27 protein-coding genes, 2 pseudogenes and 1 riboswitch are annotated in these 24,408 nt (G+C 68.7%); of the genes and pseudogenes, 19 read left to right on the top strand and 10 right to left on the bottom strand.

The window, feature by feature from the left end; translation table 11 throughout:
* Positions 1–389: SAM-dependent methyltransferase (locus tag G6021_RS03720; RefSeq protein WP_347238908.1), on the top strand; the 389-nt coding region annotated here is incomplete at its 5' end.
* A 331-nt stretch (positions 390–720) separates the two neighbouring features.
* Here G6021_RS03720 and G6021_RS03715 read toward each other — a convergent pair.
* Both G6021_RS03715 and G6021_RS03710 read right to left on the bottom strand, forming a co-directional pair.
* The gene (locus tag G6021_RS03715) at positions 721–1,182 is read right to left on the bottom strand and encodes an SRPBCC family protein (protein ID WP_182610827.1); all 462 of its coding nucleotides are present in this window, start codon (positions 1,180–1,182) and stop codon (positions 721–723) included.
* Positions 1,183–1,584: 402 nt separating this feature from the next.
* Entirely contained in the window at positions 1,585–1,887 is a 303-nt protein-coding gene (locus tag G6021_RS03710) for a winged helix-turn-helix domain-containing protein (RefSeq protein ID WP_042329960.1), read from the bottom strand.
* A gap of 277 nt (positions 1,888–2,164) precedes the next feature.
* On the opposite strand from G6021_RS03710, the gene G6021_RS03705 reads away from it, so the two are divergent.
* The 8 genes from G6021_RS03705 to G6021_RS03670 all read left to right on the top strand — a co-directional run bounded on the left by G6021_RS03705 (position 2,165) and on the right by G6021_RS03670 (position 7,415).
* Entirely contained in the window at positions 2,165–3,184 is a 1,020-nt protein-coding gene (locus G6021_RS03705) for a sodium-dependent bicarbonate transport family permease (protein ID WP_182640689.1), read from the top strand.
* Between the two features lie 14 nt (positions 3,185–3,198).
* Positions 3,199–3,489: a transcriptional regulator gene (locus tag G6021_RS03700; RefSeq protein WP_179524144.1), complete on the top strand. Its 291-nt coding sequence runs from the start codon at positions 3,199–3,201 to the stop codon at positions 3,487–3,489.
* A 20-nt stretch (positions 3,490–3,509) separates the two neighbouring features.
* Positions 3,510–3,723: riboswitch (cobalamin riboswitch) on the top strand.
* Between the two features lie 35 nt (positions 3,724–3,758).
* On the top strand, positions 3,759–4,499 hold the full coding sequence (locus G6021_RS03695) for an energy-coupling factor ABC transporter permease (RefSeq protein ID WP_179524145.1): 741 nt from the start codon (positions 3,759–3,761) through the stop codon (positions 4,497–4,499).
* Complete coding sequence (locus G6021_RS03690; protein ID WP_179524146.1) at positions 4,496–4,858, top strand: energy-coupling factor ABC transporter substrate-binding protein; 363 nt, start codon at positions 4,496–4,498, stop codon at positions 4,856–4,858. Before G6021_RS03695 ends, G6021_RS03690 begins: the two co-directional genes overlap by 4 nt.
* A gap of 15 nt (positions 4,859–4,873) precedes the next feature.
* Entirely contained in the window at positions 4,874–5,602 is a 729-nt protein-coding gene (gene cbiQ, locus G6021_RS03685; RefSeq protein ID WP_179524147.1) for a cobalt ECF transporter T component CbiQ, read from the top strand.
* Complete coding sequence (locus G6021_RS03680; protein WP_179524148.1) at positions 5,599–6,399, top strand: ABC transporter ATP-binding protein; 801 nt, start codon at positions 5,599–5,601, stop codon at positions 6,397–6,399. Before cbiQ ends, G6021_RS03680 begins: the two co-directional genes overlap by 4 nt.
* A 346-nt stretch (positions 6,400–6,745) precedes the next feature.
* Positions 6,746–6,949, top strand: coding sequence for a hypothetical protein (locus G6021_RS03675; protein WP_187700401.1), 204 nt, complete (start codon positions 6,746–6,748; stop codon positions 6,947–6,949).
* Positions 6,933–7,415 carry a BLUF domain-containing protein gene (locus G6021_RS03670; protein ID WP_182640688.1) on the top strand — a complete coding sequence of 161 codons (483 nt, stop codon included), beginning with the start codon at positions 6,933–6,935 and terminating at the stop codon, positions 7,413–7,415. The genes G6021_RS03675 and G6021_RS03670 overlap by 17 nt, the downstream gene beginning before the upstream one ends.
* Positions 7,416–7,428: 13 nt before the next feature.
* Here G6021_RS03670 and G6021_RS03665 read toward each other — a convergent pair whose 3' ends face one another.
* Positions 7,429–7,638, bottom strand: coding sequence for a hypothetical protein (locus G6021_RS03665; RefSeq protein WP_182640692.1), 210 nt, complete (start codon positions 7,636–7,638; stop codon positions 7,429–7,431).
* Between the two features lie 46 nt (positions 7,639–7,684).
* On the opposite strand from G6021_RS03665, the gene G6021_RS03660 reads away from it, so the two are divergent.
* A complete protein-coding gene (locus G6021_RS03660) occupies positions 7,685–8,194 on the top strand; it encodes a CGNR zinc finger domain-containing protein (RefSeq protein ID WP_187700400.1) in 510 nt (169 codons plus the stop codon).
* Between the two features lie 62 nt (positions 8,195–8,256).
* Entirely contained in the window at positions 8,257–9,156 is a 900-nt protein-coding gene (locus G6021_RS03655; RefSeq protein WP_182638987.1) for a DUF5996 family protein, read from the top strand.
* A 171-nt stretch (positions 9,157–9,327) separates the two neighbouring features.
* Here the strand turns inward: G6021_RS03655 and G6021_RS03650 are convergent, their stop codons facing one another.
* Both G6021_RS03650 and G6021_RS03645 read right to left on the bottom strand, forming a co-directional pair.
* Positions 9,328–9,609, bottom strand: a complete 282-nt coding sequence (locus G6021_RS03650; RefSeq protein ID WP_179524153.1) for a hypothetical protein — start codon at positions 9,607–9,609, stop codon at positions 9,328–9,330.
* Positions 9,610–9,730: 121 nt separating this feature from the next.
* Positions 9,731–10,772: pseudogene (locus G6021_RS03645) on the bottom strand (TerC family protein).
* 424 nt (positions 10,773–11,196) lie between these two features.
* Here G6021_RS03645 and G6021_RS03640 point away from each other — a divergent pair.
* The 6 genes from G6021_RS03640 (at position 11,197) to G6021_RS03615 (ending at position 17,919) form a co-directional block, all read left to right on the top strand.
* Positions 11,197–12,606, top strand: a complete 1,410-nt coding sequence (locus G6021_RS03640) for a hemolysin family protein (RefSeq protein ID WP_182640686.1) — start codon at positions 11,197–11,199, stop codon at positions 12,604–12,606.
* On the top strand, positions 12,606–13,631 hold the full coding sequence (locus tag G6021_RS03635) for a CNNM domain-containing protein (protein WP_182640685.1): 1,026 nt from the start codon (positions 12,606–12,608) through the stop codon (positions 13,629–13,631). Before G6021_RS03640 ends, G6021_RS03635 begins: the two co-directional genes overlap by 1 nt.
* Positions 13,632–13,923: 292 nt before the next feature.
* Positions 13,924–14,613 carry a TetR family transcriptional regulator gene (locus tag G6021_RS03630; protein ID WP_179524157.1) on the top strand — a complete coding sequence of 230 codons (690 nt, stop codon included), beginning with the start codon at positions 13,924–13,926 and terminating at the stop codon, positions 14,611–14,613.
* A gap of 5 nt (positions 14,614–14,618) precedes the next feature.
* Positions 14,619–15,527, top strand: coding sequence for an ABC transporter ATP-binding protein (locus tag G6021_RS03625; protein WP_182640691.1), 909 nt, complete (start codon positions 14,619–14,621; stop codon positions 15,525–15,527).
* Positions 15,524–17,203 (top strand): hypothetical protein, encoded by a 1,680-nt coding sequence (locus G6021_RS03620; protein ID WP_182640684.1) that lies wholly within the window; start codon positions 15,524–15,526, stop codon positions 17,201–17,203. Before G6021_RS03625 ends, G6021_RS03620 begins: the two co-directional genes overlap by 4 nt.
* 35 nt (positions 17,204–17,238) lie before the next feature.
* Positions 17,239–17,919, top strand: a complete 681-nt coding sequence (locus G6021_RS03615) for a TetR/AcrR family transcriptional regulator (RefSeq protein WP_182640683.1) — start codon at positions 17,239–17,241, stop codon at positions 17,917–17,919.
* 31 nt (positions 17,920–17,950) lie between these two features.
* Here the strand turns inward: G6021_RS03615 and G6021_RS03610 are convergent, their stop codons facing one another.
* From G6021_RS03610 to G6021_RS03600, 3 genes are read right to left on the bottom strand one after another with little or no spacing between them, the layout of a single operon-like run.
* Positions 17,951–19,444: a sodium:solute symporter gene (locus G6021_RS03610; protein WP_182640682.1), complete on the bottom strand. Its 1,494-nt coding sequence runs from the start codon at positions 19,442–19,444 to the stop codon at positions 17,951–17,953.
* The gene (locus G6021_RS03605) at positions 19,441–20,490 is read right to left on the bottom strand and encodes an isopenicillin N synthase family oxygenase (RefSeq protein ID WP_182640681.1); all 1,050 of its coding nucleotides are present in this window, start codon (positions 20,488–20,490) and stop codon (positions 19,441–19,443) included. Before G6021_RS03605 ends, G6021_RS03610 begins: the two co-directional genes overlap by 4 nt.
* A complete protein-coding gene (locus tag G6021_RS03600) occupies positions 20,483–21,187 on the bottom strand; it encodes a hypothetical protein (RefSeq protein WP_182640680.1) in 705 nt (234 codons plus the stop codon). The genes G6021_RS03605 and G6021_RS03600 overlap by 8 nt, the downstream gene beginning before the upstream one ends.
* A 195-nt stretch (positions 21,188–21,382) precedes the next feature.
* On the opposite strand from G6021_RS03600, the gene G6021_RS03595 reads away from it, so the two are divergent.
* Together G6021_RS03595 and G6021_RS03590 are read left to right on the top strand one after the other, a co-directional pair.
* A complete protein-coding gene (locus G6021_RS03595; protein ID WP_182640679.1) occupies positions 21,383–22,015 on the top strand; it encodes a Type 1 glutamine amidotransferase-like domain-containing protein in 633 nt (210 codons plus the stop codon).
* Positions 22,016–22,147: 132 nt separating this feature from the next.
* Entirely contained in the window at positions 22,148–23,053 is a 906-nt protein-coding gene (locus G6021_RS03590; RefSeq protein WP_182640678.1) for an alpha/beta hydrolase, read from the top strand.
* Positions 23,054–23,423: 370 nt separating this feature from the next.
* On the opposite strand, the gene bluB is transcribed toward G6021_RS03590, so the two are convergent.
* Both bluB and G6021_RS03580 read right to left on the bottom strand, forming a co-directional pair.
* Positions 23,424–24,098, bottom strand: coding sequence for a 5,6-dimethylbenzimidazole synthase (bluB, locus tag G6021_RS03585; protein WP_241736411.1), 675 nt, complete (start codon positions 24,096–24,098; stop codon positions 23,424–23,426).
* Positions 24,095–24,408, bottom strand: a pseudogene (locus G6021_RS03580) (ATP-binding protein); the annotation flags it as partial. The gene bluB and the pseudogene G6021_RS03580, both read right to left, overlap by 4 nt.

The raw sequence follows: 24,408 nt of genomic DNA, 5'->3' as shown, positions 1-24,408 counted from the left end.
CCGAGGTGGTGCAGTCCGTCGTGTTGACCCGCGTCCAGGCCCGATCGACGGTGATGCCGTCCTCCGAATCGCTGGAGAACTTCGCCGCCACCGGCGCGACGCTGGTGCTGCACCTGGCGATCACCCGGATCCGCGAGCTCGCCGAACGGCTGGTTCCCACGCACGGCGCGGACTGCCCGGTGGCGGTGGTGGCCAATGCGAGCCGCCCGCACCGCGTCGAGCTGCGGGGCACACTTGCCGACATCGCGGACGCGGTCGAGTCCGCCGGTCTGCGGCAGGCGGCGGTGATCCTGGTGGGCCGGGCGCTGGTCCGGCCGGGGGAGGCCGAATCGTGGTTGTACGCCTCGGATCCGGAGAGGGCGGCGAAGCGGCGGGGCGGGGCGGGGTAGGTGGAACTCAGAGTTGAAAGTTCGACCACAGTCACGGAGGCCGAGGTGCCAGGCTGTGCTCGTGGTTTCCGAGGGCGGCATCTACACTCGAGTCTCCCTGCGGGACGCTCATCCGGTCGATTACTGGGCGGGTAGACCCAGACTCACCATACCGGCTGTCCACTTCAGATCAGGGTGTGGTCGGTCCGTGAGGTAGCGGAAGACGTCTCTCCGAACTCTGCCGGCGGGCTGTCGTCTAAGTAGCCGTTCCCGCGCATTGCTCCTCTTGCTACTGCCCAGTCGCAAGAGAGTTATCCCTGGCGAAGTCCACCCGTGGGGACGAGTCGGTTGGTCAGGCCTCGGCGATAGCTTTGATGCTCTCCAGCGTGGTGCCAAGTGCAGTCTCGAGCTCGTCAGCGTGGTTCGGGCCCCCGCCGAGGAGCGTCGCGGCGAAGAACCGGCCGATCGGATTGAGCTTGCCCGGCACGGACCGACGCTGGGCCAGCTTGGTACCGGTCTGCGTCGGCTGGAGCTCGAAGGCCCAGCGGGCGCCGCTGGTCTTCGTGTCCCAGGCGACACGCTTGTGTGGCTCGAACTCGATCACAACGTTTCGGGTTGGCCAGACGACCAGTTTGCGGCGGTTCCAGCCGATGTACTGCTGGCCCTTCCGGAAGCCTCCCGGCAGCAGCGGTGTCATCGCGACGAGTTCGGGCGACGACCGAACGAGCACGGAGGTATCCGTGACGACCTCCCACACGCGCTCGACGGGGGCGTCGACCTCGACCTCGGCGCGAAGCTCGCGGGTAGTGCTCATGCCATGCCTCCTTGGCGGGTTGAGCCGCGCTGGGTGTGGTGAACACTCTGGCGTGACCGGAATTGCGACCAGTGCAAGGTCGGACCGCTTCGCAACACAGTACGTCGCGTAGGGCGTACCCCGTAGTGACGTTGCTCTTCGTCGTGGTGTTGGTCCCCATGTCGACGAGCTCGCTTACGAGGGTGTGGGCCGCGCAGGTCCGGGATGCTGGCTGAGCAACACCGAATCCGCGGTGGTGCAGAAAGCGACCGTTCGTCCGGACGTGGTGACGGTGGATGTGCTCAGCCCCTATGACATCTCCGAACTCGATCAACTGCAGAGAGAAGCCGACCAGATCGTCCCCTGGGGGCCTCTAGTAGTGGTCGACCACGCTGTCGGGGCGCCACGATCAGTGCCGACGGGTCACTCGTTGCCGTCGCCAGCACCCTTTCGCGGGGCCCCCAGCACGCTGAGTATCTCCCCGACCATGTGGTCCCGTTCGAGTGGATGGCGCAGCGGCAGGTCTCGGTTCAGGCTGTAGCGGTTACGGCGCCCGTCGCGGATGCGCTGCAGGTACCCGGCCTCTTCCAGTTCGGCCACGATCCGCTGGGTGGCGCGCTCGGTGATCCCGACCGCATCGGCGATGTCGCGCAGTCGCGTCTCGGAGTCCTGCGCGATGCACAACAGGACGTGCGCGTGATTGGTGAGAAACGTCCACTCCGCCACTACGCCACCCCATCACCGACGACTTCCGAGTGCCATTTTGCCTTACGTGAATCACGGTACGCATGTGGGCGTGCACGGAGCCCGTCCCACCGCGGGCCCGGTCCGCGCGCCGCGCCACAACACGTGACACCGATTTGGGCTGTTGCAAAACATGTCTTGAAAGTCATGTATTGTCGTTCCCGTTACTCGCTCGGAACAGGCGGCTAGCGCGCCACGACGGAGATCAGCTCGTCCCGCTCGGCGGCGCACGGACTCCGGACAGATCAGGGGAGACTCGATGGACCTCAGCATTCTCGGCAGCCTCACGGACCCGCCGATCCTGTTCTTCTTCCTGGGGCTGTTCGTCGCCGCTGTGCGCTCCAACCTGGAGATCCCGGCCCCCGTCACCAAGTTCCTGTCGCTCTACCTGCTCATGGCGATCGGGTTCAAGGGTGGCCAGGCTCTGCGAGAGACCGGTCTGACCGGCCGCGCCGCGGCGGTGATCGGCATCGCCCTCCTCCTGGCCCTGGTGATCCCTGCGCTGGGCTTCCTGGTCCTGCGGCGCAGGGTGAACGAGTTCGATGCGGCCGCCATCGCCGCGACCTACGGGTCGGTCAGCGCGGTGACCTTCATCGCCGCGACGCAGTTCGTGACCGCCCGTGGGGAGGAACCCGGCGGGTACATGACGGTCGCCCTGGTTCTGATGGAATCGCCCGCGATCATCATGGCGGTGCTTCTGGCCACCTGGGCACGGTCCCGTCAGCGTTCCGCCCAGATGGCGGGTGACGCGGGGGCCGGCGCTTCCTCTCCCGTGTCGGGCGCACCCCTGTCGTTGCGGGCGATCCTGCACGAGGCGTTCACCGACGGTGCGCACCTGCTGCTGATCGGGTCGCTCGTGATCGGCACCGTGGTGGGGACCGACGCCGGCGAGGCCATGTCCCCGTTCGTCGACGACATGTTCAAGGGGCTGCTGGCCTTCTTCCTGCTCGAGATGGGCTTGCTCGTCGCCCGTCAGCTCCGCGAGGTCCGGGACGTGGGCCCGTTCCTGATCGGGTTCGGCATCGTGATGCCCCTGGTCGGAGCATCGATGGCGCTGGCCCTGGGCAGTCTGGCCGGGTTGCCGGTCGGCGACCTGACCATGCTCGCCGTGCTCGCGGCGAGCGGGTCCTACATCGTGGTGCCGGCCGTCGTGCGCTACGCGATCCCCGAAGCGCGGCCGTCCCGGTACTTCACAATGGCCCTTGCCGTGACATTCCCGTTCAACATCGTCCTCGGCATTCCGCTCTACTACACCGTCGCCCAGTACCTGGGCGCCTGAGGCGAGGAGATCCCATGAAAGACGTCAAAAGGATCGAACTGGTAGTGGAGTCCGGGGTCGCCGGGAGGTTCCTCGGCGCGTTGGATTCGCTGGGCCTGACCCATCGCACCGTGATCCCGGGAATCTACGGGCGGGGACAGCACGGTGAGCGCGGTGGGGACCCTTTCTCCACCTTCGACAACACCTTCGTGCTCGTGGCGGTCGACCCCGACCGGATCGACGAGGTCCTCCGGTCGCTGCGGCCCCTCCTGCAGTCCGTCGGGGGCATGTGCCTGGTCTCGGACGCCCAATCGGTGCGGTACTGAGTCGGCCCCCGGGAGGGGGCTAGGATCTGCTCAGCTGCGGTGCTCGGGAACCCGGTGTGAGACCGGGGCGGCCCTCGCCACTGTGAACGGATGATGTCGCCAGTCCTCTGTGCCACTGCTCGCACGCGTTGTGTGGGTGGGAAGGCGGACCGGCGGCGATCCGGTCCATCCCTTCCGGGGGTGGACCGGGGGAACCCGTGAGCCAGGAGACCGGCCGTGGCTGCCACCACGAGTGCCCGCGAGGTGACGGGCAGAAAGGTCTCAGGCATATGCATATCGCAGAGGGTTTCCTCCCCTCGGTGCACGCCGTGGCATGGACGGCCGTCGCGGCACCGTTCGTCATCCACGGCGCGCGCGAGGTGATCAGGACGGTCCGTCGGACACCGGAGGCGGGCGTGTTGCTCGGCGTGGCCGGGGCGTTCACGTTCGTCATGTCGGCCGTCAAGCTCCCGTCGGTGACGGGCTCCAGCTCGCACCCCACCGGGACCGGGCTGGGGACGATCATCTTCCGGCCACCCGTCATGGCCTTCGTCGCCACCGTGGTGCTGATCTTCCAGGCGTTGCTGCTCGCGCACGGGGGCATCACCACGCTCGGCGCGAACGTGTTCTCCATGGGGGTCGCCGGGCCGTGGGTCGCCTACGGGGCGTTCGTCCTGTGTCGACGGGTCGCGGTGCCGCTGCTCGGCGCGGTCTTCGTCGCCGCGTTCCTCGCCGACCTGGTGACGTATCTCGTCACCAGCGCCCAGCTCGCGCTGGCGTTCCCGAGCGCCGAGCACGGCCTGTGGTTCTCGATGGCCGAGTTCCTCGCCGTGTTCGCTATCACCCAGATCCCGCTGGCGGTCGTCGAGGCTCTGATCGTCGTGGTGATCGTCAGCGTGCTCCTGCGAATCGCCTCCCGTGAGCTCGACCTGGTGGGCTTCTTCCGGAGGGCGCGACTCGCCGGCGCGGGCACCTTCGCGCATCTCGAGGACCGTACCGATCAGGTCGAGGCCACGGAGTCGGTGCGATGAGCGGGAAGAAGCACGTCAGCGTGTGGGTGCTCGTGGGGCTGGTCGCCGTGGCGTTCGCGATCGCGGTGTTCTCCCTGGTCTATGGCGCTGGTGCGGGCGGCGAGTTCGAGGGTGCGGACGGGCAGGCGGAGGGGACGATCAGCCAGGTCTCTCCCGACTACGAGCCATGGTTCGAGCCGCTTCTGCCCGAGTTGCCGGGGGAGGTCGAATCGGGGGTGTTCGCCCTCCAGGCCGGGATCGGCGGCGGGATCGTGGGTTACGGACTCGGCGTCCTGCGGACACGTAGTAGGCAGCGTCGGGAGAGCGTGACGGGTGCGGCGACCCCGTCGGCGGCGGCCACGGGTCCGGCCGGGCACTGACCGGCCGAGCCCTAGGTGAACCCACTCGAACTCGCGGCGTCCCACAACCGTTGGTCGGACCTCCCGGTAGTCGAGAAGCTGCTGCTCTTCGGCGGTCTGCTGGTGGCGGCACTGCTCGTGCCGCCACCGGTGGGCCACGTGGCGATCCTGACTGTCTGTTGTGTGTGCGCCCTGGCGCTGGCCCGCGTCCCCGCCAGGATCTACCTCGCGGCGTTGCTCGCCCCCGTCGCGTTCCTGGCCCTGGGAATCGGTCCCCTCGTGCTGGACCTGGTGGACTGGCGCCTCGTGGTGGATCCGGCCGGGGTCGACACCGCCTGGCGGACGGTGAGCAGGGCGATCGCCGCGACGGCCGCCACCATCACCTTGGCGTGCACCACGCCCGTCGCCGACCTCCTGGCCGCCGGCCGGCGGGCCGGACTGCCCGCCCCGCTGGCTCACGTCGTGGACACCACCTACCGGCTCATCGGCCTGCTCATCGACTCCGCGCGCACGCTGCGGCATTCCCACGACCTCAGGCTCGGACACCGCACCGCCCGGGCCGCGATCAGCTCGGTCGGGACGCAGTTCGCCTCGGTATTCGTCCTGTCCGTCAGGCGGGCACGGGCGATCGACGACGCCATGTCCATGCGCGCCGAGCGCGGCCAGACCGCAGTGCTCGCCGAGGCGGACCCGGTCTCGGCCACCCGCGTGCTCGTCATCTGTCTGGTTCTCGTGTCCGTCTCGATACTGGGGGTCATGACGTGACCGTCCTCGCGCTGCGCGGTGCCCGGTTCTCCTACCGGCGTCTCGATGCCCTCGGCGGTCACACCCACACCGTGCTCGACGGCGCCGACCTGACGATCCCCGCCGGGGCGAAGATGGCGCTTCTCGGTGGAAACGGCAGCGGCAAGACCACCCTGATGCGGCTGCTCGTGGGCCTGAACCGCCTCGAGGCCGGGGAGTTGGAGCTGGACGGGGAGCGGGTCCGGGACCGCCGCGCCGACCGCACCCGCCTGCGGCAGTCGGTGCAGATGGTGCTCCAGGAACCCGACGACCAGATCTTCGCCACGACCGTGCGGGCCGACGTCTCCTTCGGCCCCGTGAACCTCGGATTGGATCGCGCCGAGGTGGCCCACCGGGTCGACGAGGCCCTGGCGGCGCTGGCGATCACCGACCTCGCCGACCGCGTCCCCCACCACTTGTCCTTCGGGCAGCGCAAGAGGGTGGCCCTGGCGGGTGCGCTGGCGATGCGGCCTCGCGTCCTGCTTCTCGACGAACCGACGGCCGGGCTCGACCCGCTCTCCTGTGAGGACCTGCTCGCGGCGCTGGAGTCGCTTCGCGCCGCGGGGGCCGCGATCCTCATGGCCACGCACGATGTCGACCTCGCCTGGGCCTGGGCGGACGACGCGGTGGTGCTCTCCGGCGGAGCGCTCACCCGCGGCCCGGTCCACCGAGTGCTGCAGGACGAGGGCCTCCTCACCGCGGCCCGGCTCACCACCCCGTGGGGCGCCGCGGTGTCACGCCGACTGGGCCGGACGGTATCGCGGCCGGGAGAGGTCTGACCACGCTCGTCATCGGGATCGCACTCGCCCGTGTTCCGGACGCGACCGATGCCATCGGTGGCGCAGTCTTCCGACGCGCATCATGATGGCCCGGTGTGCCGCTATGACGGATAGCTTCAGCAGGATGTGAGTTCTTAGGCAAGAAGAGCACTGTGGGATCGGGTGACACGTCGATGCGTGCCCATCCCTGTTTCGGCCGCGCGCGGCGGCAGCGTCTCCCGGTGACGTGGCTCGGGCCACGTTCTTCTCGACGTGTACGGCAGTGGGTGAAACACCTTGTCAAGGAAGAAAAGGGGTGGGAGTGACTTCGGCAATCGAAGGATACGAAGAAATACGATGGTCCCAGGTGGAAGACAGCTTCTTCGTCGGTAGTTTCCGCGGGAACTTCGTGGGGTACATCGATCAGAATTCTGACGGCAGTTTCACCTGCTACGACAGGATGTCGAGACCGCAGGGCGAGTCCGGATCCCTGGACGAGGCGATCTCCAGCCTGAATGATCTGTACTTTTCCGATGCGAGCGAGGGAGAGTTGAATGTCGCTGGACGCTGAGTTCCCCACGTCGCCCGGGAGCGGACAACTGAAGTATTTGGTGTACACGAGCGTGCCGGTGCGGAAGATGCTGCCGGGTGATCTGGAGTCCATTCTGTTCACCTCCCGGGAGCGCAATCGTGCCGCCGGGATCACCGGTGTCCTCCTCTTCAGGAACAACTGCTTCATTCAGTTCCTCGAAGGCCCTCCGGCCGCGATCGACGAGTTGATGACGCGCATCGCTGCCGATGACAGGCACAGTCGTGTCCGGGTCCTGTTGACGGAACCTGCAGCCGAGCGCAGCTTCGCCGACTGGAAGATGGGCTTCGGCATCCCCAAGGAGCCCCGGTCGACCGGAGTCGACGGCGTGCGGGACAGTTTCAACGATCTCACCGGCGGCTCGAACTACGACGTCGTACGTCGGGCCGCCGAGGACTTCTCGATCTGGTTCAAGGTCAAGGAGCGCTCGATCTCGACCTCGCCCTGAGCGTCGCCTCTCCCTACACCCGGGCGACGGGCACGCCGGCGCGCAGGACGCGATGCGCGCCGCAGTGGCAGGACTCGTAGGTCACAGTGCCCTCGCTGGTGCGGTGGGAGGAGCGGGTCAGCCATTCGTGCTGGTGCACGTCCGGATCCGCAGGCTGCGGAACGGGGGCGTCGTGGTCGCGGTCGTGATCGACGTCGGTGGGCGAACAGGCTGCTGTGGTCATGCGCTGACTGTGGTGCAATGGGTCAGTGCAGTTCAACCATGGCAATATGGTCGGCCCGACTCTCGCGGCGGAACTTGCCTCACTCGGCGCCCGGGAGTGGGACACCGATATGGCCGTCGGCGTGCTTCGCGCCCACGGCGTCCGCAGGCCCGATCTCGACGACGCGAGGTCGACCCGCCTACAGGAGTGGGCATTGTGGTTGAGGGCACCCTTCTCGGCGCCGGACGTGGACTCCACGTGCGACGCGATCAATGAGCTGCTGGACTCGGCCGCGTCGAGGCCGTCCCTGAGCACGCACGACGGGCACAAGCCCCACCTGCACTTCGCGGCCGACGGTGACGACGTGGTGGAGCGCGTCCGGGCCATCACCGCAGGCGGTCTGGCGATCTTCGCGGTCGAGTCGGAGGGCGGCCGTCTGGGGGCCTGTCTCCGATCGGGGTGTCCCGAGGTGTTCGTCGACACCAGCCGGAACGGTAAGCGGCGCTACTGCAGTGCCCGGTGCGGCAACCACGACGCCGTCCAACGGCACCGGGCCCCCGGCCGTCGACCCGGGTGACGCAGGGTTTCGGATGATGCAGAGGGGTGCCGTCCGGTCCCGAGATCGGGGATCATGTGTCGATGGAGACCCGAGACGAGCCCTGGCCGGCCCTGCCCCTGGAATCGTGGATCGACACCAGGGACACACTTCACCTGTGGACCCAGATCGTCGGCAAGACGCGGATGGCCCTCGGGCCGGAGATCAACCACTGGTGGGGCGTCCCGCTGTACGTGGACGCGCGGGGGCTCACCACGTCCCTGATGGTCGCCGGACACCGCGGTCTGGAGATCCGCTTCGACTTCGTCAGCCACGACCTGCTGTTCCTCGTCACTGACGGCAGCACCCGCCGGATGGCGCTCGAGCCGCGGACCGTCGCCGACTTCTACGCCGAGTACACCGGCCACCTGGGTGATCTCGGGTTCGACGTGCCGATCGTCGGGACCCCGGTCGAGCTGCCGGAGGTGATCCCGTTCGCCGAGGACACCACGCACGCGTCGTACGACGCTGACGCCGTGGCCCGTTTCCGGAGGTCGCTGGTCAGCGCGCACGGCGTCCTGTCGACGTTCCGCAGTGGGTTCCGTGGGAAGTCCTCGCCCGTCCACTTTTTCTGGGGTGCGTTCGATCTGGCCGTCACCCGGTTCTCCGGACGCTCCGCCCCCGAGCATCCCGGTGGCGTCCCGAACTGCCCGGACCGGGTCATGCACGAGGCCTACAGCGACGAGGTGTCGAGCGCGGGGTACTGGCCGGGTGGTGCGGAGGAGGGCATCTTCTACGCGTACGCCTATCCCCACCCCGAGGGGTACGACACCCATCCGGCGGTCGAGGCCCCCGCGTACTGGAGCGCCGAGCTGGGTGAGTACGTGCTGCCGTACCACCTCGTGCGACAGGCGGCGGATCCCGACGCCGTGGTGCTGAGGTTCCTCGAACAAACCCATCGCGCGGCGGAGGAGACGGCGGGCTGGAGCCGGGTCCGGGTCTAGCCCGGTCCGGCAACGACTAGGCGGGATGGGGAGTGCACCGCACGTGCGGCCGTGTCTCCGACGCACCTCTGCCGATCGGCGCGAGACCGCACCCCGGAGGGCGTTCCCCGTGTGGCACTTCCCCACGCGGATCTCCCGGATAGCGCGTGATCGACCTGGTCAGGTGGACCCTTATGCGCTGTTGGTCGCGGCAAAGACGAGGAACGCCACGAACAGTGCTGCCAGTCCCAGACCGATGCCTATGACGGCCTCACGGTGGTTCGACGCCTCGCTTTGGTCCACTCGTTTCAGACCGACCCATCCACTGGCGAGGGCGACCACTGCGGCGGCGATGGTGATCGCACCGCCGATGAAGGGCACCAGGGAGGCCAGCGCGGCAATGATGCCGGCGACCAGCGAGGTGGTCCCGGCACCGTTGCGGTAGGAAGTTCCGGTGGAACGGTCTTCGGGCATGTGGTCTCCCATGCACTTTCGAGGTGACTGACTGGTTCTCGCAACAGACACGCCGAGACCGTCTCGAATGCTATCGCCAGCTGGCCTCGAGCTGCAGCACGAGTCCGCACAACTCGGCCGGTCACGACTTCTCGAATTCATCGGCGGAGGCTTCACTCCGGGCCCGCCAGAGGGGGTCGAGGGCGGCGTCCTCCTCGGCGGTGGCGACCCTGAAGGGGGGGGTCGGCCGGCGTGGGCAGCCCCTGACGTTCCTGGCCCCTGGTGGCGCGCAGGCTGGCGACCACCGAGACGGCGAGGACCGCCGTGATGACCGCGAGGGAGATGGCGGTGGGGATGTAGAACACGTCGATCTTGAGCATCATCTTGATGCCCACCCAGATCAGGATCAGCGCCAGCCCGATCTTGAGGTAGACGAAGCGGTGGATGAGGTCGGCCAGCAGGAAGTACATCGCTCGCAGGCCCAGGATGGCAAAGGCGTTGGCGGTGAAGACCAGGAACACCTCGTCGGTGACGGCGAAGATGGCGGGGATGGAGTCGACGGCAAAGACGATGTCGGTGGTCTCGATGAGCACCAGAACGGCCAGCAGGGGAGTGGCCATGATGAGCCCGCCCTTGCGGACCAGTAGGCGCTGGCCGTGGAAGGTGTCGGTCATGGGGATCAGGCGGCGGAACGCTGTGAGGACTCGTGACTGGTCGGGGTTGAGGTGCTCGTCGCGCTGGCGGATCATCCGGACGCCCGTGTAGAGGAGGAACGCGGCGAAGAGGTAGAGCACCCAGGAGAAGTTGGCGATCAGCACGGCGCCGCCGGCGATGAAGATCCCGCGGAAGACCAGCGCCCCGAGCACACCCAGGAACAGCACGCGGTGCTGGAACTGGGCCGGGACGGCGAAGTGGGCGAAGATGATGGCCCACACGAAGACGTTGTCCACCGCGAGGGATTTCTCGATGAGGTAGCCGGCGAAGTACTGCTGGCCGAACTCGGCGCCCCAGACGGCCCAGATGATCGCGCCGAAGCCCACACCGAGCGTGACCCAGACGGCCGACCAGGTGGCGGCTTCTCGGACGCCGATGACGTGAGCCTTGCGGTGGGCGACGAGGTCGATCGCCAGCATCACGATGATGAACGCCAGGACGGCAAGCCAGAGCCAGAGGGGGGTGTGCATAGTCAGGGACCTTTCGATCAGTAGGTGATCGAAGGCCTCTCCCGGCCCTGTCGGGCCCGCTCCGCCGGGTCCGAGGACCGTAGTGACGACGACGCGTGTGAGGGATACTCCCCTTCTGGTGCAGTTCAGTTAATCACAGGCGGGCGAGGTGTCGCCGGGTCAGTCGCTGGTGGGGGAGGCGTGGTCGGGTCCGCCTTCCCGCGGGGTGGGTGCGCCGGGTGGTTGCCGAGACGGTCATGCGCAATACTTGGCGTCGACGAGTTCGTCTATCTCAGACTTGGAGCGAGTGAAATCCCCTGATGGGTACCCCCTGCGAGAGGCCCGGGTAGGCTGACGACCCGGGTCCGAGTTGTCTCTGGCCAGTTTCACCGCGAAACCCGTGGTCGCTGAACCGTGAACCGCGATCACGTGAGCGAGCGTTCTGATGGGCGTGACGCTCCTGATGCTGCTGCTGGGGATCCTCGCGATCCTCGCGATCATCGCGGCGAACGGCTACTTCGTGGCCCAAGAGTTCGCATACATGTCGGTGGACAGGAACAGGCTCAAGGCGCGGGCGGATGCGGGGGACGTCTCGGCAGCGCGTGCGCTGAAGGTCACCCAACGGACCTCGTTCATGCTCTCGGGCGCCCAGTTGGGGATCACGGTCACCGGACTGCTGGTGGGGTTCGTGGCCGAACCGCTGGTCGGCCAATCGCTCGGGACCCTGTTGGGTGGGGTCGGCGTCCCCGCGGCTGTCGGTGTGACGGTGGGTACCGTGCTGGCGTTGATCGCCGCGACGGTGGTGCAGATGATCTTCGGCGAGTTGTATCCCAAGAACCTTGCGCTGGCCAGCCCGGAGCCCCTGGCGCGTGGCCTGGCCCGTTCGACCACTGTGTACCTCACGGTGTTCGGCTGGCTCATCGTGGTCTTCGACAAGTCTGCCAACTTGTTGCTCCGGGCAGTCGGGGTCAATCCTGTTCACGATCTGGACACCACCGCCACGGCGGAGGATCTCGAGCGCATCGTCGCCGATGCCAGGGGAAGTGGGGATCTGCCCGAGAATCTCTCTGTTCTCATCGACAGAATTCTGGACTTTCCGGACCGGACGGTCGAGCATGCGATGGTTCCGAGGTCTCACACCAGTGTCGTCTCACCCGATGCGACGGTCGGGGAGGTGAGGGTTCTGATGGCCACCGGACACACCCGCTATCCGGTCGTCACCGTTGAGCAGGAGCCGGTCGGGGTGGTGCAGTTGGTGGACGTGCTCGCGTGGTCGTTGGAGCTCGACGCGCCGGTCACCGAGCTCATGCGCCCGGCGGTGGTGGTCCCCTCGTTGATGTCCCTACCGGATGCGCTGTTCAGCCTGACGGACTCCGAGGCCCAGCTCGCTGCGGTGGTGGATGAGTACGGGGGTTTCGCCGGCGTGATCACCATCGAGGACCTCGCCGAGGAGCTGATCGGCGAACTGACCGACGAGCACGACGTCGAGGCGGATTCGGTGATCTCCCTTGAGGGTGAGGACTGCTGGCGGATGGATGGCGACGTCCACATCGACGAGGCCGAGCGGGCACTCGGCCACACACTGTCCGAGGGTGACTACGAGACCGTGGCAGGTCTGGTGATCGCCGCTCACGGGCGACTACCCGAGGTGGGGCAGACGGTGCGTGTCGATCTGCCGATCGATCCCCGCGAGCTGATCGCCGACCATCCACGAGAAGTGGCGCTGGACATCGAGGTTCTCGAGGTGGCGCGGTTGGTGCCCAGTGAGCTGAGGATTCGTCTCGTGGAGCGTGGTGGCACCGTTCCCCTCGACGCCGGCGATGACGATGCGTCTGGAAAGAGCGCGGTTCGGTGATGGGAAACCCGATGGTTGTGACGGCCATTACTGCGGGGCTCATTGTGTTGAGTGCGTTCTTCGTCGTGATCGAGTTCGCACTCCTCGGCGCGCGACAGCACCGGCTCGAGAAGGAAGCGGCAACCAGTGCCTCGGCCCGCGCGGCGCTTCGCGGGATGAACGAGCTGACCCTCATGCTCGCCGGTGCCCAGCTGGGCATCACGGTCTGTACGTTCGCCCTCGGTGCGGTCACCAAGCCCGCCGTGGACTCGTGGCTCGGCCCGGTCTTCACTTCGTGGGGCGCACCGGCCCAACTCGCTGGTGGCGTGGCGTTCGGGCTGTCGCTGCTCCTGGTGACGTTCCTGCATCTGGTGGTGGGGGAGATGGCACCGAAGTCGTGGGCGATTGCGCACCCGGAGTTCGCCGCCAAGTTCGTGGGCCTGCCCTCGAGGGGGTTCATCTGGGTGTTCCGTCCGCTGCTGCGGTGGGTTAACGCAGTGGCCAACCGTCTTGTCTCCGCCAGTGGCGTCACGCCGGTTGAGCGTGCCGCCGTGGGTGGACAGGACGCGGCTACGATCCGCCAGCTCGTCGAACACTCGGCGACGGCGGGTTCCCTCGACAACTCGTTCCGATCCCCGTTGTCGGGTGCGCTCGGCTTGGACCAGTTGCATATCGGAGCGCTCGTCGACACCTCGAGGGCACCCACCGCGGTCCCGGCCGGAGCCACGGTGGCCCAGGTCCAACAGGCCGCGACGCGCACCGGCTATACGCGGGTGCTCCTCCAGGACGGCAATTCGCCCACTCCGGAGGTGGTCCATGTGCGTGACACGTTGATGGAGCCCGCGGATGCGCACGCACGTGCCTTTGCGCGCCCGGTGATGGTGTTCGACTCTCGCACTCCGGTGTACGAGGCGCTCGCAGAGGCGCGCGAGCGCAGCGAACAGCTGGCCGCAGTGACGGACCAGGGCCAGTTCATCGGGGTGATCACCATCTCCGACATCCTCAAGCATCTCCTTCCCCAGGAGTCCGGACGAACCGGGGCGTAGCGCCCTGCACGTCGTCGGATGGGTTGTCGACGTCTGAACCCACCTCGGCCCGAGTCGTACGCAGAAGGAGTGCGGGAGGGGTGATCAGTCGTGTCGCCACGGCCGCGACCGCCAATCCAGCCGAGGTGTTCGGTGGGTTGCTCGGGTGGGTGCTGAACCCCGGGGAGAGCTCGGGTGAGATCGGGGCGCCGCGGCGACGACAGAGTTGACCAGCGACTGACCAATCATTGACTGACCATTCAGTCAGGACTACGTTGACTGAACACTCAGTCAGCGACGAAAGGCGGTAGCCGTGCCCGAGGATGACCCGTCCCGCAGCGGAGCCGATCGAAGCGGCGCTCATCGAAGCGGAGTCGACCGCATCCTGGACGCGGCGATCTCCAAGTTCGGCGCGCACGGCGTCAAGGGAACGAGCCTCAAGACCATCGCCGTCGAGGCGGGTGTCTCGCAGGCGCTGATTCTCCACCACTTCGGGAGCAAGGACCGACTGCACCAGGCCTGCGACGAGCACGTGGTGCGGCTGGTGCGGCAGGGCAAGGAGTCCTCGATGGGCCAGGGCGCACAGTTGGACCCGCTCCAGTCGCTGCGGCAGATCGAGGACAGTCGCCCGCTGCTGCGCTACCTGGCCCGCACCCTCTCTGAGGGAGGCGATCACATCGCGCATCTCATCGACGAGATGGTCGCCGACGCCGAGGCCTACACCGGGGCCGCCGTCGAGGCCGGTCTCATCAAGCCCAGCGCCCATTCGCGCGAACGAGTCATCGTACTGACGCTCTGGTCGCTGGGATCGTTGGTCCTGCACGAGCACATGAACCGACTGCTCGGCGTGGACTTCCTCGACACCGAGGCTCCGCCGGAGAGCCTCGCCCCCTACATGCTCCCGGTCGTGGAGCTGTTCACCCAGGGCCTGTTCGAGCCCGGCACACTCGACCGGTTCGCGGACGCGTTCGACACCCCTGACGGCCCCCGGAAGGAGCAGTGACCACCATGGACGGCGTCGTGATCTCGGCGAGAGGTCTGGTCAAGACCTTCGGCGCCACGCGCGCCCTCGACGGTCTCGACCTCGAGGTGGCACGGGGGGAGGTGCACGGCTTCCTCGGCCCCAACGGCGCCGGCAAGTCCACCACCATGCGCGTGCTGCTCGGCCTCCTCCGCGCGGACGCCGGCATCGTCAGACTGCTCGACGGCGACCCCTGGACCGACGCCGTCGAGCTCCACCGCAGGCTCGCGTACGTGCCCGGTGACGTGGAGCTGTGGCCCACCCTCACCGGCGGCGAGGCGATCGACCTGCTCGCCCGGCTGCGTGGTCCGCTCGACAGGCGCCGTCGCGACGCGCTGTGTGAGCGTTTCGACCTGGACCCCACCAAGAAGGCCCGCACCTACTCCAAGGGCAACCGGCAGAAGGTGGCGCTGATCTCCGCGCTGATCTCCGAGGTGGACCTGCTCCTGCTCGACGAACCCACCGCGGGCCTGGACCCCCTCATGGAGGTCGTGTTCCAGGAGGCGATCGGTGAGGTCAAGGCCGCCGGCCGCACGGTCCTGCTCTCCAGTCACATCCTCGCGCAGGTCGAGGCGCTAGCGGACCGCATCTCCATCGTGCGGCAGGGTCGCACCGTCGAGACCGGGAGCCTGGAGGAGCTGCGCCACATGACCCGCACCACGATGGTCGCCCGTACGGACCGACCGGCGGGCGATCTGCGGCGGGTCGAGGGTGTCCACGATGTGGAGATCGACGACGACGAGGTCCGCTTCCAGGTCGACGGGGACAGTGTCGACGAGGCCGTCCGTGCACTCGCACCACTGGGCGTCCGCTCGCTGGTCGCCCACCCGCCGACCCTCGAGCAGCTGCTCATGCGCCACTACGGCGACGCTGCTGACGCCGGGACAGTGCGATGACCGGCAGCGCGATGACCGGTAGCGCGATGACCACCGCGACCGCTCCCGCCCGCGAGCGCCCGCATGCCGCGGGTGGCGGTTCCCCGCTGGCCGGCACCGGCACCCTCGTCCGGTTCTCCCTGCGGCGGGACCGGCTCAAGCTCCCGGCGTGGGTCGGCGGCCTGGGGCTGTTCGTGATCTACATCGGCGCGGCCCTCCCGCAGCTGGCGCCGACGGAGGACGACCTGGCCGCGGTGGTGCCCCTGTTCACCCAGCCGGTGGGCCGGATGTTCACCGGCCCCGCGTTCGGCATGGACGCCCCCACCTTCGAGCGGTTCTTCGCCGCCGGCTACGCCCCGTACCTGTTCCTGCTCGCCGCGCTCATGAACATCATGCTGGTCACCCGGCACACCCGCGTCGAGGAGCAGACCGGCCGCGCCGAGCTGATCCGCGCCAACGTCACCGGTCGGCACTCGGCCCTCACCGCGACCCTGATCGTCGCCGCGATCACCAACGCCCTCGCGTGTGTGGTGGTCGCAGGACTGGCGATCGCAGGCGGGTTCGCCCCCCTCGGGTCGGTGCTCATCGGGCTGGGGACCGCGCTCACGGGGATGGCGTTCGCCGGGATCTCGGCGGTGACCGCGCAGCTCAGCGCCTACTCGCGGGCTGCTGCGGGGATGGCCGGGGTGGTGCTCGGGGTCTCCTTTGTCCTCCGTGCCCTCGGCGACATGGCGGCTGTCGGCGGATCCGCCCTGTCCTGGGCCTCGCCCCTCGGGTGGGCTGCCCAGACAGCCCCTTACGTGTACGACCGCTGGTGGCCGCTGCTCCCTCTCGTCGTCGTCGCCGTGGTCGGTTCGGCCGCGGCCTACGTCCTGCAGTCACGGCGCGACTTCGGGGCGAGCCTCCTCGCCCCGCGCCCGGGCCCCGCCCACGCCGGCCGGTTCCTCGGACGGCCGGTGGGCCTGGCCGCCCGGCTCCAGCGCGGTGCCCTGCTCGGGTGGGGCGCCGCCATCATCGTCCTGGGAACGGTCAACGGCGCGTTCACCGACGCCATGCTCAGCGCGAGCGGGGACATGCCGCAGGCGATGCAGGACATGTTCGGTGCCCAGGGTCTGGTCAACGGTTACGTGGCCTTCCTCGGGTCGTTCGTCGCCGTCCTCACCGCCGCGTACGTGGTCTACGCGGCGCAGTCCCTCCGCGACGAGGAGGGCAGGGGCCGCGCCGACCTGATCCTGGCCACGCCCGTCAGCCGGATCTCGTGGGTGGGCGCCCACCTCGCCGTGGTGGCCTGTGGCGCGGTGCTCATCCTGGCGGTGACCGGGATCTGCACGGCGCTCGCCGCTGCCGTGGTCACCGGAGACACCTCGCTCGTCGGTGGGGTGATCGGCTCGCACCTCGGCGCCACCCCGGCGGTCCTGCTGGTGCTGGGGGTCTGCGGGGTGTTCTACGGCTGGGTTCCCCGGTTGACCGCGCCCGTCGGCTGGGCGGTGGTCGCGCTGATGTTCCTGGTGGCCAACTTCGCCGACCTGCTGGACTTCCCCGGGTGGCTCCGGTCGCTCTCGCCGCTGCACCATCTCGCCGCGGTCCCGGTGGAGGAGTTCGCCCCGGCACCGTTCCTGCTGGTCACCGTTATGGCCGGCGCGCTCGTGGCCGCGGGTCTGGTGGGGTTCAGACGTCGGCAGGTGGTCTCGAGCTGACCGCGACCGAACCGGGCATTGATAGCCTCTGCCGGGTGACCAGGACTCGTGGACGGCCGCGCCGCAACCCCGGGTCGCCGACCGGACTCGGCAGCGAGCAGGACATTCTTCATGCCGCGGGAGAGCTGTTCGTCACCAGAGGCTTCGGCCGGACCAGCACCCGGGCCATCGCGGAGGGCGCGGGGCTGCAGCAGGCCAGCGTCTATCACTGGTTCGGGTCCAAGGACGAGATCCTGCTGCGGCTGGTGCTCGGCACGGTGATCCCGTCCCATCGGATCGCCGACCGGCTTGTGGCCAGCGACGCCCCCGGGCACGTCCTGTTGTGGGCGCTGGCGTACGCCGATGCGGGGTTGCTGCACGAGGACCCGCAGAACCTGGGGGTGCTGTACTTCGATCCGGAGCTCGACGGCGACCAGTTCAGCGAGTTCCACGAGGTCCGGGACTCCCTGCACGAGGCCTACCGGGTCCTGCTCGAGCGCACGACGGGCGAGGCCGCCACCGACGTCGACGTGGCGATGCTCGTCGGACTGGTGGAGAACGTCATCACCTACCGGCGCCGGACCCGGTCGCCGATCCCGGACGACACCCCGGCCCGGGTCGCGGACGCGACGCTCCTGCTGGCACGGGTCCCCGACCTCCTCACCGACGAGACGCGGGCCCGGGGACTCGAGATCCTCGGCGATCTCGACTCCCCGGGCCCGGCGTCCGCCGGATGACGCCGCCGGCGACGGACGCCCCCGGGCGGGGCTAGGCCCTCGCGGGGACCTCGACTCCCCGGTCAGCTGCCGGTTCGTCGACCGCGGGCGACGACATGTTTTCCTTGCGGGTGGTGGCCCGGGTGTCGGCGGCGGCCACCGCCACGTAGACCACCAGTGACACGGCCGCGGCGAGGAACGTGGTCCAGCCGTCGACGCTCGTGGTGATGACCTCGTTCGGGATGTACAGCAGGGTGTTCTCCACGCCGTAGATCGTCGGTGTGAGGACGAAGAACCCGAGCCGCACCCCCAGTCCCAGCGCGGCCGAGATCACCAGTGCCCTCGTGCTGACCAGTCGGGTCCACAGCGACAGCACGAACGGCACCACGAGACTCGCGCACAACAGGTCGAAGGTCAGGGTGAGGAGGATCCCGGTGTGGTTCACCCGGAGAGCCACCAGGATCCCGATGGCGGCCACGGGGACCATCGCCCACCGGGACGCCTGCAGCACGCTCAACCGCAGGGTCCTCGTGTCGAGGATGGTGCCCACGACGATGGACGAGGTCGCGAGGAGGATGCCGCTGACCGTGGTGAGGGAGGCCGCCAGCAGGGCCGAGATGACCAGCATCGCGATCGGTGTCGGCACCTGCCCGGTGAGGAGCTGGAAGAGGATCGGCGACTCGGAGTCGCTGTCCCCGAGCAACCCCGCCCCGGCCACGGCGACCGCGGCCAGCGGGACGCACAGGACCACGGTTCCGGCGGCGGCGATCAGGCTCGCCGACCTGGCCCCCCGGGCCGTCTTCGCGGAGGACACGCGCTGGATGAGGTCGATGGCCACCAGGTTGCCGAAGCCCAGGGCGAAGAACGTCGCCCAGTTGATGGCCGCGCCCGCGGCGGGTGCCGTCAACTGCTCGAGATCCGAGATGCCGAGCCCCTCCGGCGCCGCGTATCCGGGGCCCATGAACATCCAGGCTGTCAGCCCGACGAACCCGACCGCCATGACACCCATGAGGAACAGGCCCGTATACACCGACGCGAACATCCCGCCGACCATCGTGTAGGCGAGTATCGCCAGGGTGACGAACACGATCGCGACCCAGTAGGGCACCCCGACGAAGTGATCCATCATGTGACCCAGCGCGACGAGGTTGCCCGCCATGAGGATTCCGAAGCTGGTCACCGTCAGGACGGCCGTCAGGATCTCCCCGGTCCGTCCGAACGTCTGCCGGAAGTATTCGGGCAGCGAGTACAGCTCCCGCTCCCGCACCTTCTCGGCAACGAAAAGCCCCATCAGCAGGAAGGATGCGGCAAGACCCAGCGGCAGTGCGGCACCCGCCCAGAATCCGAATCCGCCCGCGAGGTCTGCCGCGCCGACGGTTGCATTGGAGTCGACGACCTGGGACATCAGGAGGACGGCGACGAGGGGCACGGTCAGCGTCCGCCCCGCGACCGCGAAGTTGTGGTTCTGGCCCTTCACCCTCTTCGAGGACAGCAGGCCGAGGACCACGAGCAGGGCGACGGTGCCGCCGATGGCGACACTGATCATCGCGACTCACCCACCAGGGAGGTCTCGCGTCCCAGCGAGTACAGGGGACGCGCCCCCTCCGGGAGCGCGAGGTCACCGTCGTCGATCCGTCGCCTCAGGTAGGCGAAGCTCTGCGCGGTCTGCGCGAACAGGTGCTCGCCGGCGTGCAGCGGCTCGTAGGTGGAGTCGTTCGAACCGGGGAACGTCAGGGGAGCGACCACCGTGTCGTAGTCGACGGTGAAGAACAGCGGGTACGAATACCGTTCCCTCGAGACCTTCCTGACCCGGTGGGACGTGGCGACGAACGCGCCGTTGGTCCACACCTCCAGCAGGTCCCCGATGTTCACGACGATCGCGTCCTCGCGGTACGGGACCTCGATCCACTCTCCCCGGCCGTTCATCACCTCCAGCCCGGGAGCGGTGGGCTTGAGCAGTGTCAACGCCTCGTAGTCGGTGTGCGCTCCGATCCCGGGGCGGTCCTCGGCGTCGGGGTTGTACGGGTAGTGGATGAGCCGCAGCTGCGAGGGCGGCTGGGTCACCGACCCGAGGAACGTGGCGGGGTCGAGGTCGAGGTACCGGGCGAACGCCGCGAGGAGCCGCGACCCGAGTGCGAACACCTCGTCGTAATAGGTCGTCACCGCCTCCCGGAACCCCGGCAGGTCGGGCCACTGGTTCGGCCCGAGCAGGGGGTTGCCGGCCAGATACTCCGGGTGGTTAGCCGGCAGGTCGATGGACAGGTCGTAGGCCTCCTTGAGGTCCGGGGTGGCGCCGGCGAACACCTCCTCCCCGATGGGGACGTATCCGCGGTGGTTGGTGGAGTTGCCGATGTACACCTCCCGCTTGACGGAGTCCGGCTGGGCGAAGAACCGCTGCGAGGCCTCGTGCATGGCGCCGAACGTCTCATCGGCCACGCCGTGGTTGACGATGAGGAGGAAGCCGACGCCTCGGGCGGCCTCGCCGAGTCGGTCGACGCACTCCGCTGAGGGCCCGCGGGGATCGGCGAGCGTGGACACATCGATGACCGGGATCGACTCGAAGTCGACGCTGGGTCGGTGGGGGTCAGTCATTCTCGGCTCCTGAGTGGGTCGGGCGGGTCGGGCGGGTCGCGCGGGTCGGGTGGATCGGGTCGAAGGACACGGGTGGACCGGAGTGCTCGCCGGCCTGCCAGGAGATGACGAAGCGGCCGTCGGAGTGAGGGGGCAGGGAGAAGAGAGGAGGTTCGGGCCCCGACCAGGACGAGTACCGCGCGAGCCAGCCCTGAGCGGTCCGTGAACCGATGTGCACCGACGACGGCCGGCCCCCCGCGGGATCAGCGCCCAGCGCGAGACCGAAGCTGTCGCCGACGCAGACAACCAGCGCCTCGGTGCCGTGGTCATCGACCCCCCTGGCCTCCCACACCGGTCCGGGCTCGTCGGGGCGCTGCTCCCACAGCTCGACGTAGTCCAGCTGTCGGCCCACCTCCAGCAGTCCCCACCCCGGCACGTCGAAGAGTTGCCCGATATCGGCGGACCCGAAGGCCTCTCCGGCGGCGATGGCATGGACCCACTCGAACTCGCCGATGGCGGCGTCCGTGCACTGGAGTCGGCCGGCGAAACCCATGTGGAAGTCCCTCGCGCCCGAGTCGTCGGTGGAGAACCTCGCGTCGCAGAACAGTCGGTTCCCCTGGATCCAGACGACGTCGGAGCACTGGTCGGGGGTGGCGTCGCGGGAGTGGAACAGGCGACGCCGGTAGACCGCGGGAGCGGGGCGCAGGGCGGGTTCCATGGGACTCCTCCAAATCGATCACTCGAACGGAATTAGTGAAATGGCGCTGCGTTGCGCCGCTGTTACGTGGGCGTCAAAGGATGAGAAATTGGGCGACCGTCGGAGTCCGGGGGCTGGCCGGGCCGATGTGGGCTGCGCACCTCGTGGCGCGCGAGATCGCCTCGTCGCGCGCGCCTTCCCTCGTAGAGTGGCGTCATGAACCTGCTCCTGCTGTCCCTCGGCGTGGGCGCCGTCCCCGACTTCCTCGCCGAGCACGTCAACCGGCCCGCACCCGCTGTGCGCATCGGGTACCTGAACGACGCCGCGAGCCCCTACGCGGGAGCCGGGTTCGTCGCCGCGGAGCGCGCGCAGCTCTCGGACCTGGGGTACGTGCTGACCGACATCACCGTTGCCGGCATCGACGACGCGGGCGAGTTCGCCGGCCTCCTCGACGGGGTCGACGCCCTGTACGCCGCCGGCGGCAACACCTTCGTGCTCATGGCGGCACTGCGCCGACGGGGTGCGGATGCGGTCCTCGTCGAGCGGGTACGGTCGGGGCTGCCCTACATCGGGTCGAGTGCGGGATCGGTCATCACCGGACCCAGCATCGAACCGGTCAGCCTGATGGACGACCCCACCGCCGCCCCCGAACTCACCGACCACGCCGGACTCGGTCTGGTCGACACCGTGGTGATCCCCCACGCGGACGGCGCGCTCCCGCCCTACCCGCCCGAACTCATCGCACGGCTCGTGGAGACCTACGGGAGCACCTACCCGCTGACACTGGTGAACGACGATCAGGCGTTGCTCGTCCAGAACGAGACGGCACGCCTGATCAGTTCGCACTGACCTGGGTCCGAAAGTGACACGTTCTCGACACCGGTAGTGGCTACGATCGCTCATGGCTCGTTGGGCACTGCGCCCGACCGCCGATCCGACTTCCACGACCCCACGGGGATCTCTCCCCCACAGAGGACGACCATGCGCATCCCGTTTCTCGATCGCCTCCGCGATCGCCGCCGGTATCACCCCGATCTCCGCCTCGCGTCAGTGGTGCTGCCCCCGCGCCTCGTGGGACCGCTGACCCTGCCGGCGGTGCAGAAGATCGGGACACTGCTGCCTGGACTACGGGGAACGGAGACCCACGAACTCGACTCGGGCGCGACGGTGCGGGTCTTCCGTCCCCCAGGTGATCAGTCGTCGCCCTCGGCAGGCCTTGTATGGATCCACGGCGGTGGATACGTCGTCGGTTCTGCGGCGCAGGATGACGTGCTCTGCCGGGCTCTGGCGCGGAGCACCGGTGCGACCGTCGTGTCGGTCGACTATCGATTGGCGCCGCAACACTCATTCCCGGCGGCGCTCGACGACTGTCACGCGGCACTCGGATGGCTGGCCGCTCAACCCGGTATCGACACCCGCCGGATCGCCGTCGGCGGCGCGAGCGCCGGCGGTGGGCTCGCAGCCGCGCTCGCGATCCGGGCCCGGGATGAGGGCCCCGTCGCCCCGGTACTGCAACTGCTCGCGTACCCGATGGTGGACGACCGGACCGACACCCGCGACCGGCGACACCGACTGTGGGACGCACGATCGAATCGGTTCGGCTGGACGAGCTACCTGGGCGGGGCCGACCCGTCCACGGCCTCTCCGGCCCGCCACCCTGATCTGGCCGGGGTCGCTCCGGCGTGGATCGGCGTCGGCACGGTGGATCTGTTCTTCGAGGAGGACAAGGCGTACGCGGATCGTCTGGAGCGAGCCGGAGTGCCCTCCCAGTTCCTCCAGGTTCCGGGGGCGTTCCACGGTTTCGACCTGGTCGTCACCCGCGCCGGGGTCAGTAAGGACTTCTTCCGGGCGCAGTGCGATGCACTACGGCAGGCCTTCGGCGAGTGACGGGGTCGTGACTCAGTCCGACAATCCGGCCACGCTGTACCCCGGATGTGACGCCGCCGGCGACCCGGCCCACTGATCACCACATGACTGGAACGGGCAGCTGGGAGACGGATCGACCACCACCAGGACGACACCGGTCGAGGTTCAGGGGTTCACCTCCTCGCAGTGAGGACCCGGAGTGACTGGTCGAGGGCGTCCGCGGCCCACGGGATGTCCGAGCGGGTGAAGGGCAACGGTAGTCGCAGCTTGAGTACGTTGCCGAACGGGCCCGCGACCGAGGTCAGGAGTCGGGCGCACACTGCCGCGCGGGCGGTCAGGTACGGATTCTGAGCGACTCGGTTCGCAACCGCGTTCTCACGCGGCCCCGGATCTACACCCAGTCGACCGACAGCGGCGACCTGCGTCCCCACCCGACGGTCTGCAACAACGGCTCGTCCAGCTCGAGGGCGGGGTGTCCCAGACACAGGTACGCCAGGGGCCGGGCCCCGTCGGGCACGGGCACGCTGTCGGAGAGGTGGTCGGGGTCGACGAGGCTCACCCAGCCCATGCCCAGGTCCTCGGCCGTCACGGCCAGCCACAGCAGGGTGATGGCGGCGACCACGCTGTACTCGGTGGCCGCCGGGACGCTCGTGGTCCCCAGGACCGGCCCGGCGGGCGGCCTGTGGCTGACGACCAGCCCGACCGGTGCCTGGAGGATGCCCTCGAGGCGCAGGGAGTCGTAGAGCGCGCGTCGCCGGCCGTCGAATCGCTCGGATTCCGCGCGGCGCACGGTGCGGAATCCCTCGTGGACGGCCTCGCGCACGCCGCGGTCCTCGATCACGGTGACGTGCCAGGGCTGGCTCAGCCCGACACTCGGGGCCACCGCGAAGACCTCGAGGAGTCGCTCGATGGTCTCGCGCGGCACCGGGGTGGGGTGGAAGTGCCGGTGGTCGCGGCGGGTGGCGAGGATCCGCCACAGCGCGTCGCGGTCGGGAGCTCCGATTCCGATTCCGCCTTCGCCGCCCTCGTCGTCGTCGTTTCTCTCACCCCGTGGAGCGCCGGTCATGACCGCACGAACCGCGGACTCCACACCCGCCCCGACTCGGTGACGCGGGTCCCCGACGCGCCCACGATGAGCAGGCACTTCATGTCCACCGAGTCGCAGTCGAGCTCGGCGAGAGTGGTGATAGTCAGGGACTCCTCGGCCCGGCCCACGTCGCGGCCCACCACCACCGGGGTGGCCGGGTCGCGATGCCGGAGGAGGACGTCGCGGGCGTCGGCGACCTGGCGGGTGCGCGAGCGCGAGGCGGGGTTGTAGACCGCCAGGACCAGGTCCGCGGCGGCGATCGCGTCGAGACGACGGGAGATGACCTCCC

The sequence above is a fragment of the Dietzia sp. CW19 genome, assembly GCF_014145265.1.
GTDB lineage: Bacteria > Actinomycetota > Actinomycetes > Mycobacteriales > Mycobacteriaceae > Dietzia > Dietzia natronolimnaea.
Note: the sequence above shows the minus strand (reverse complement) of the source record. Positions and strands in the feature narration are given on the sequence as shown.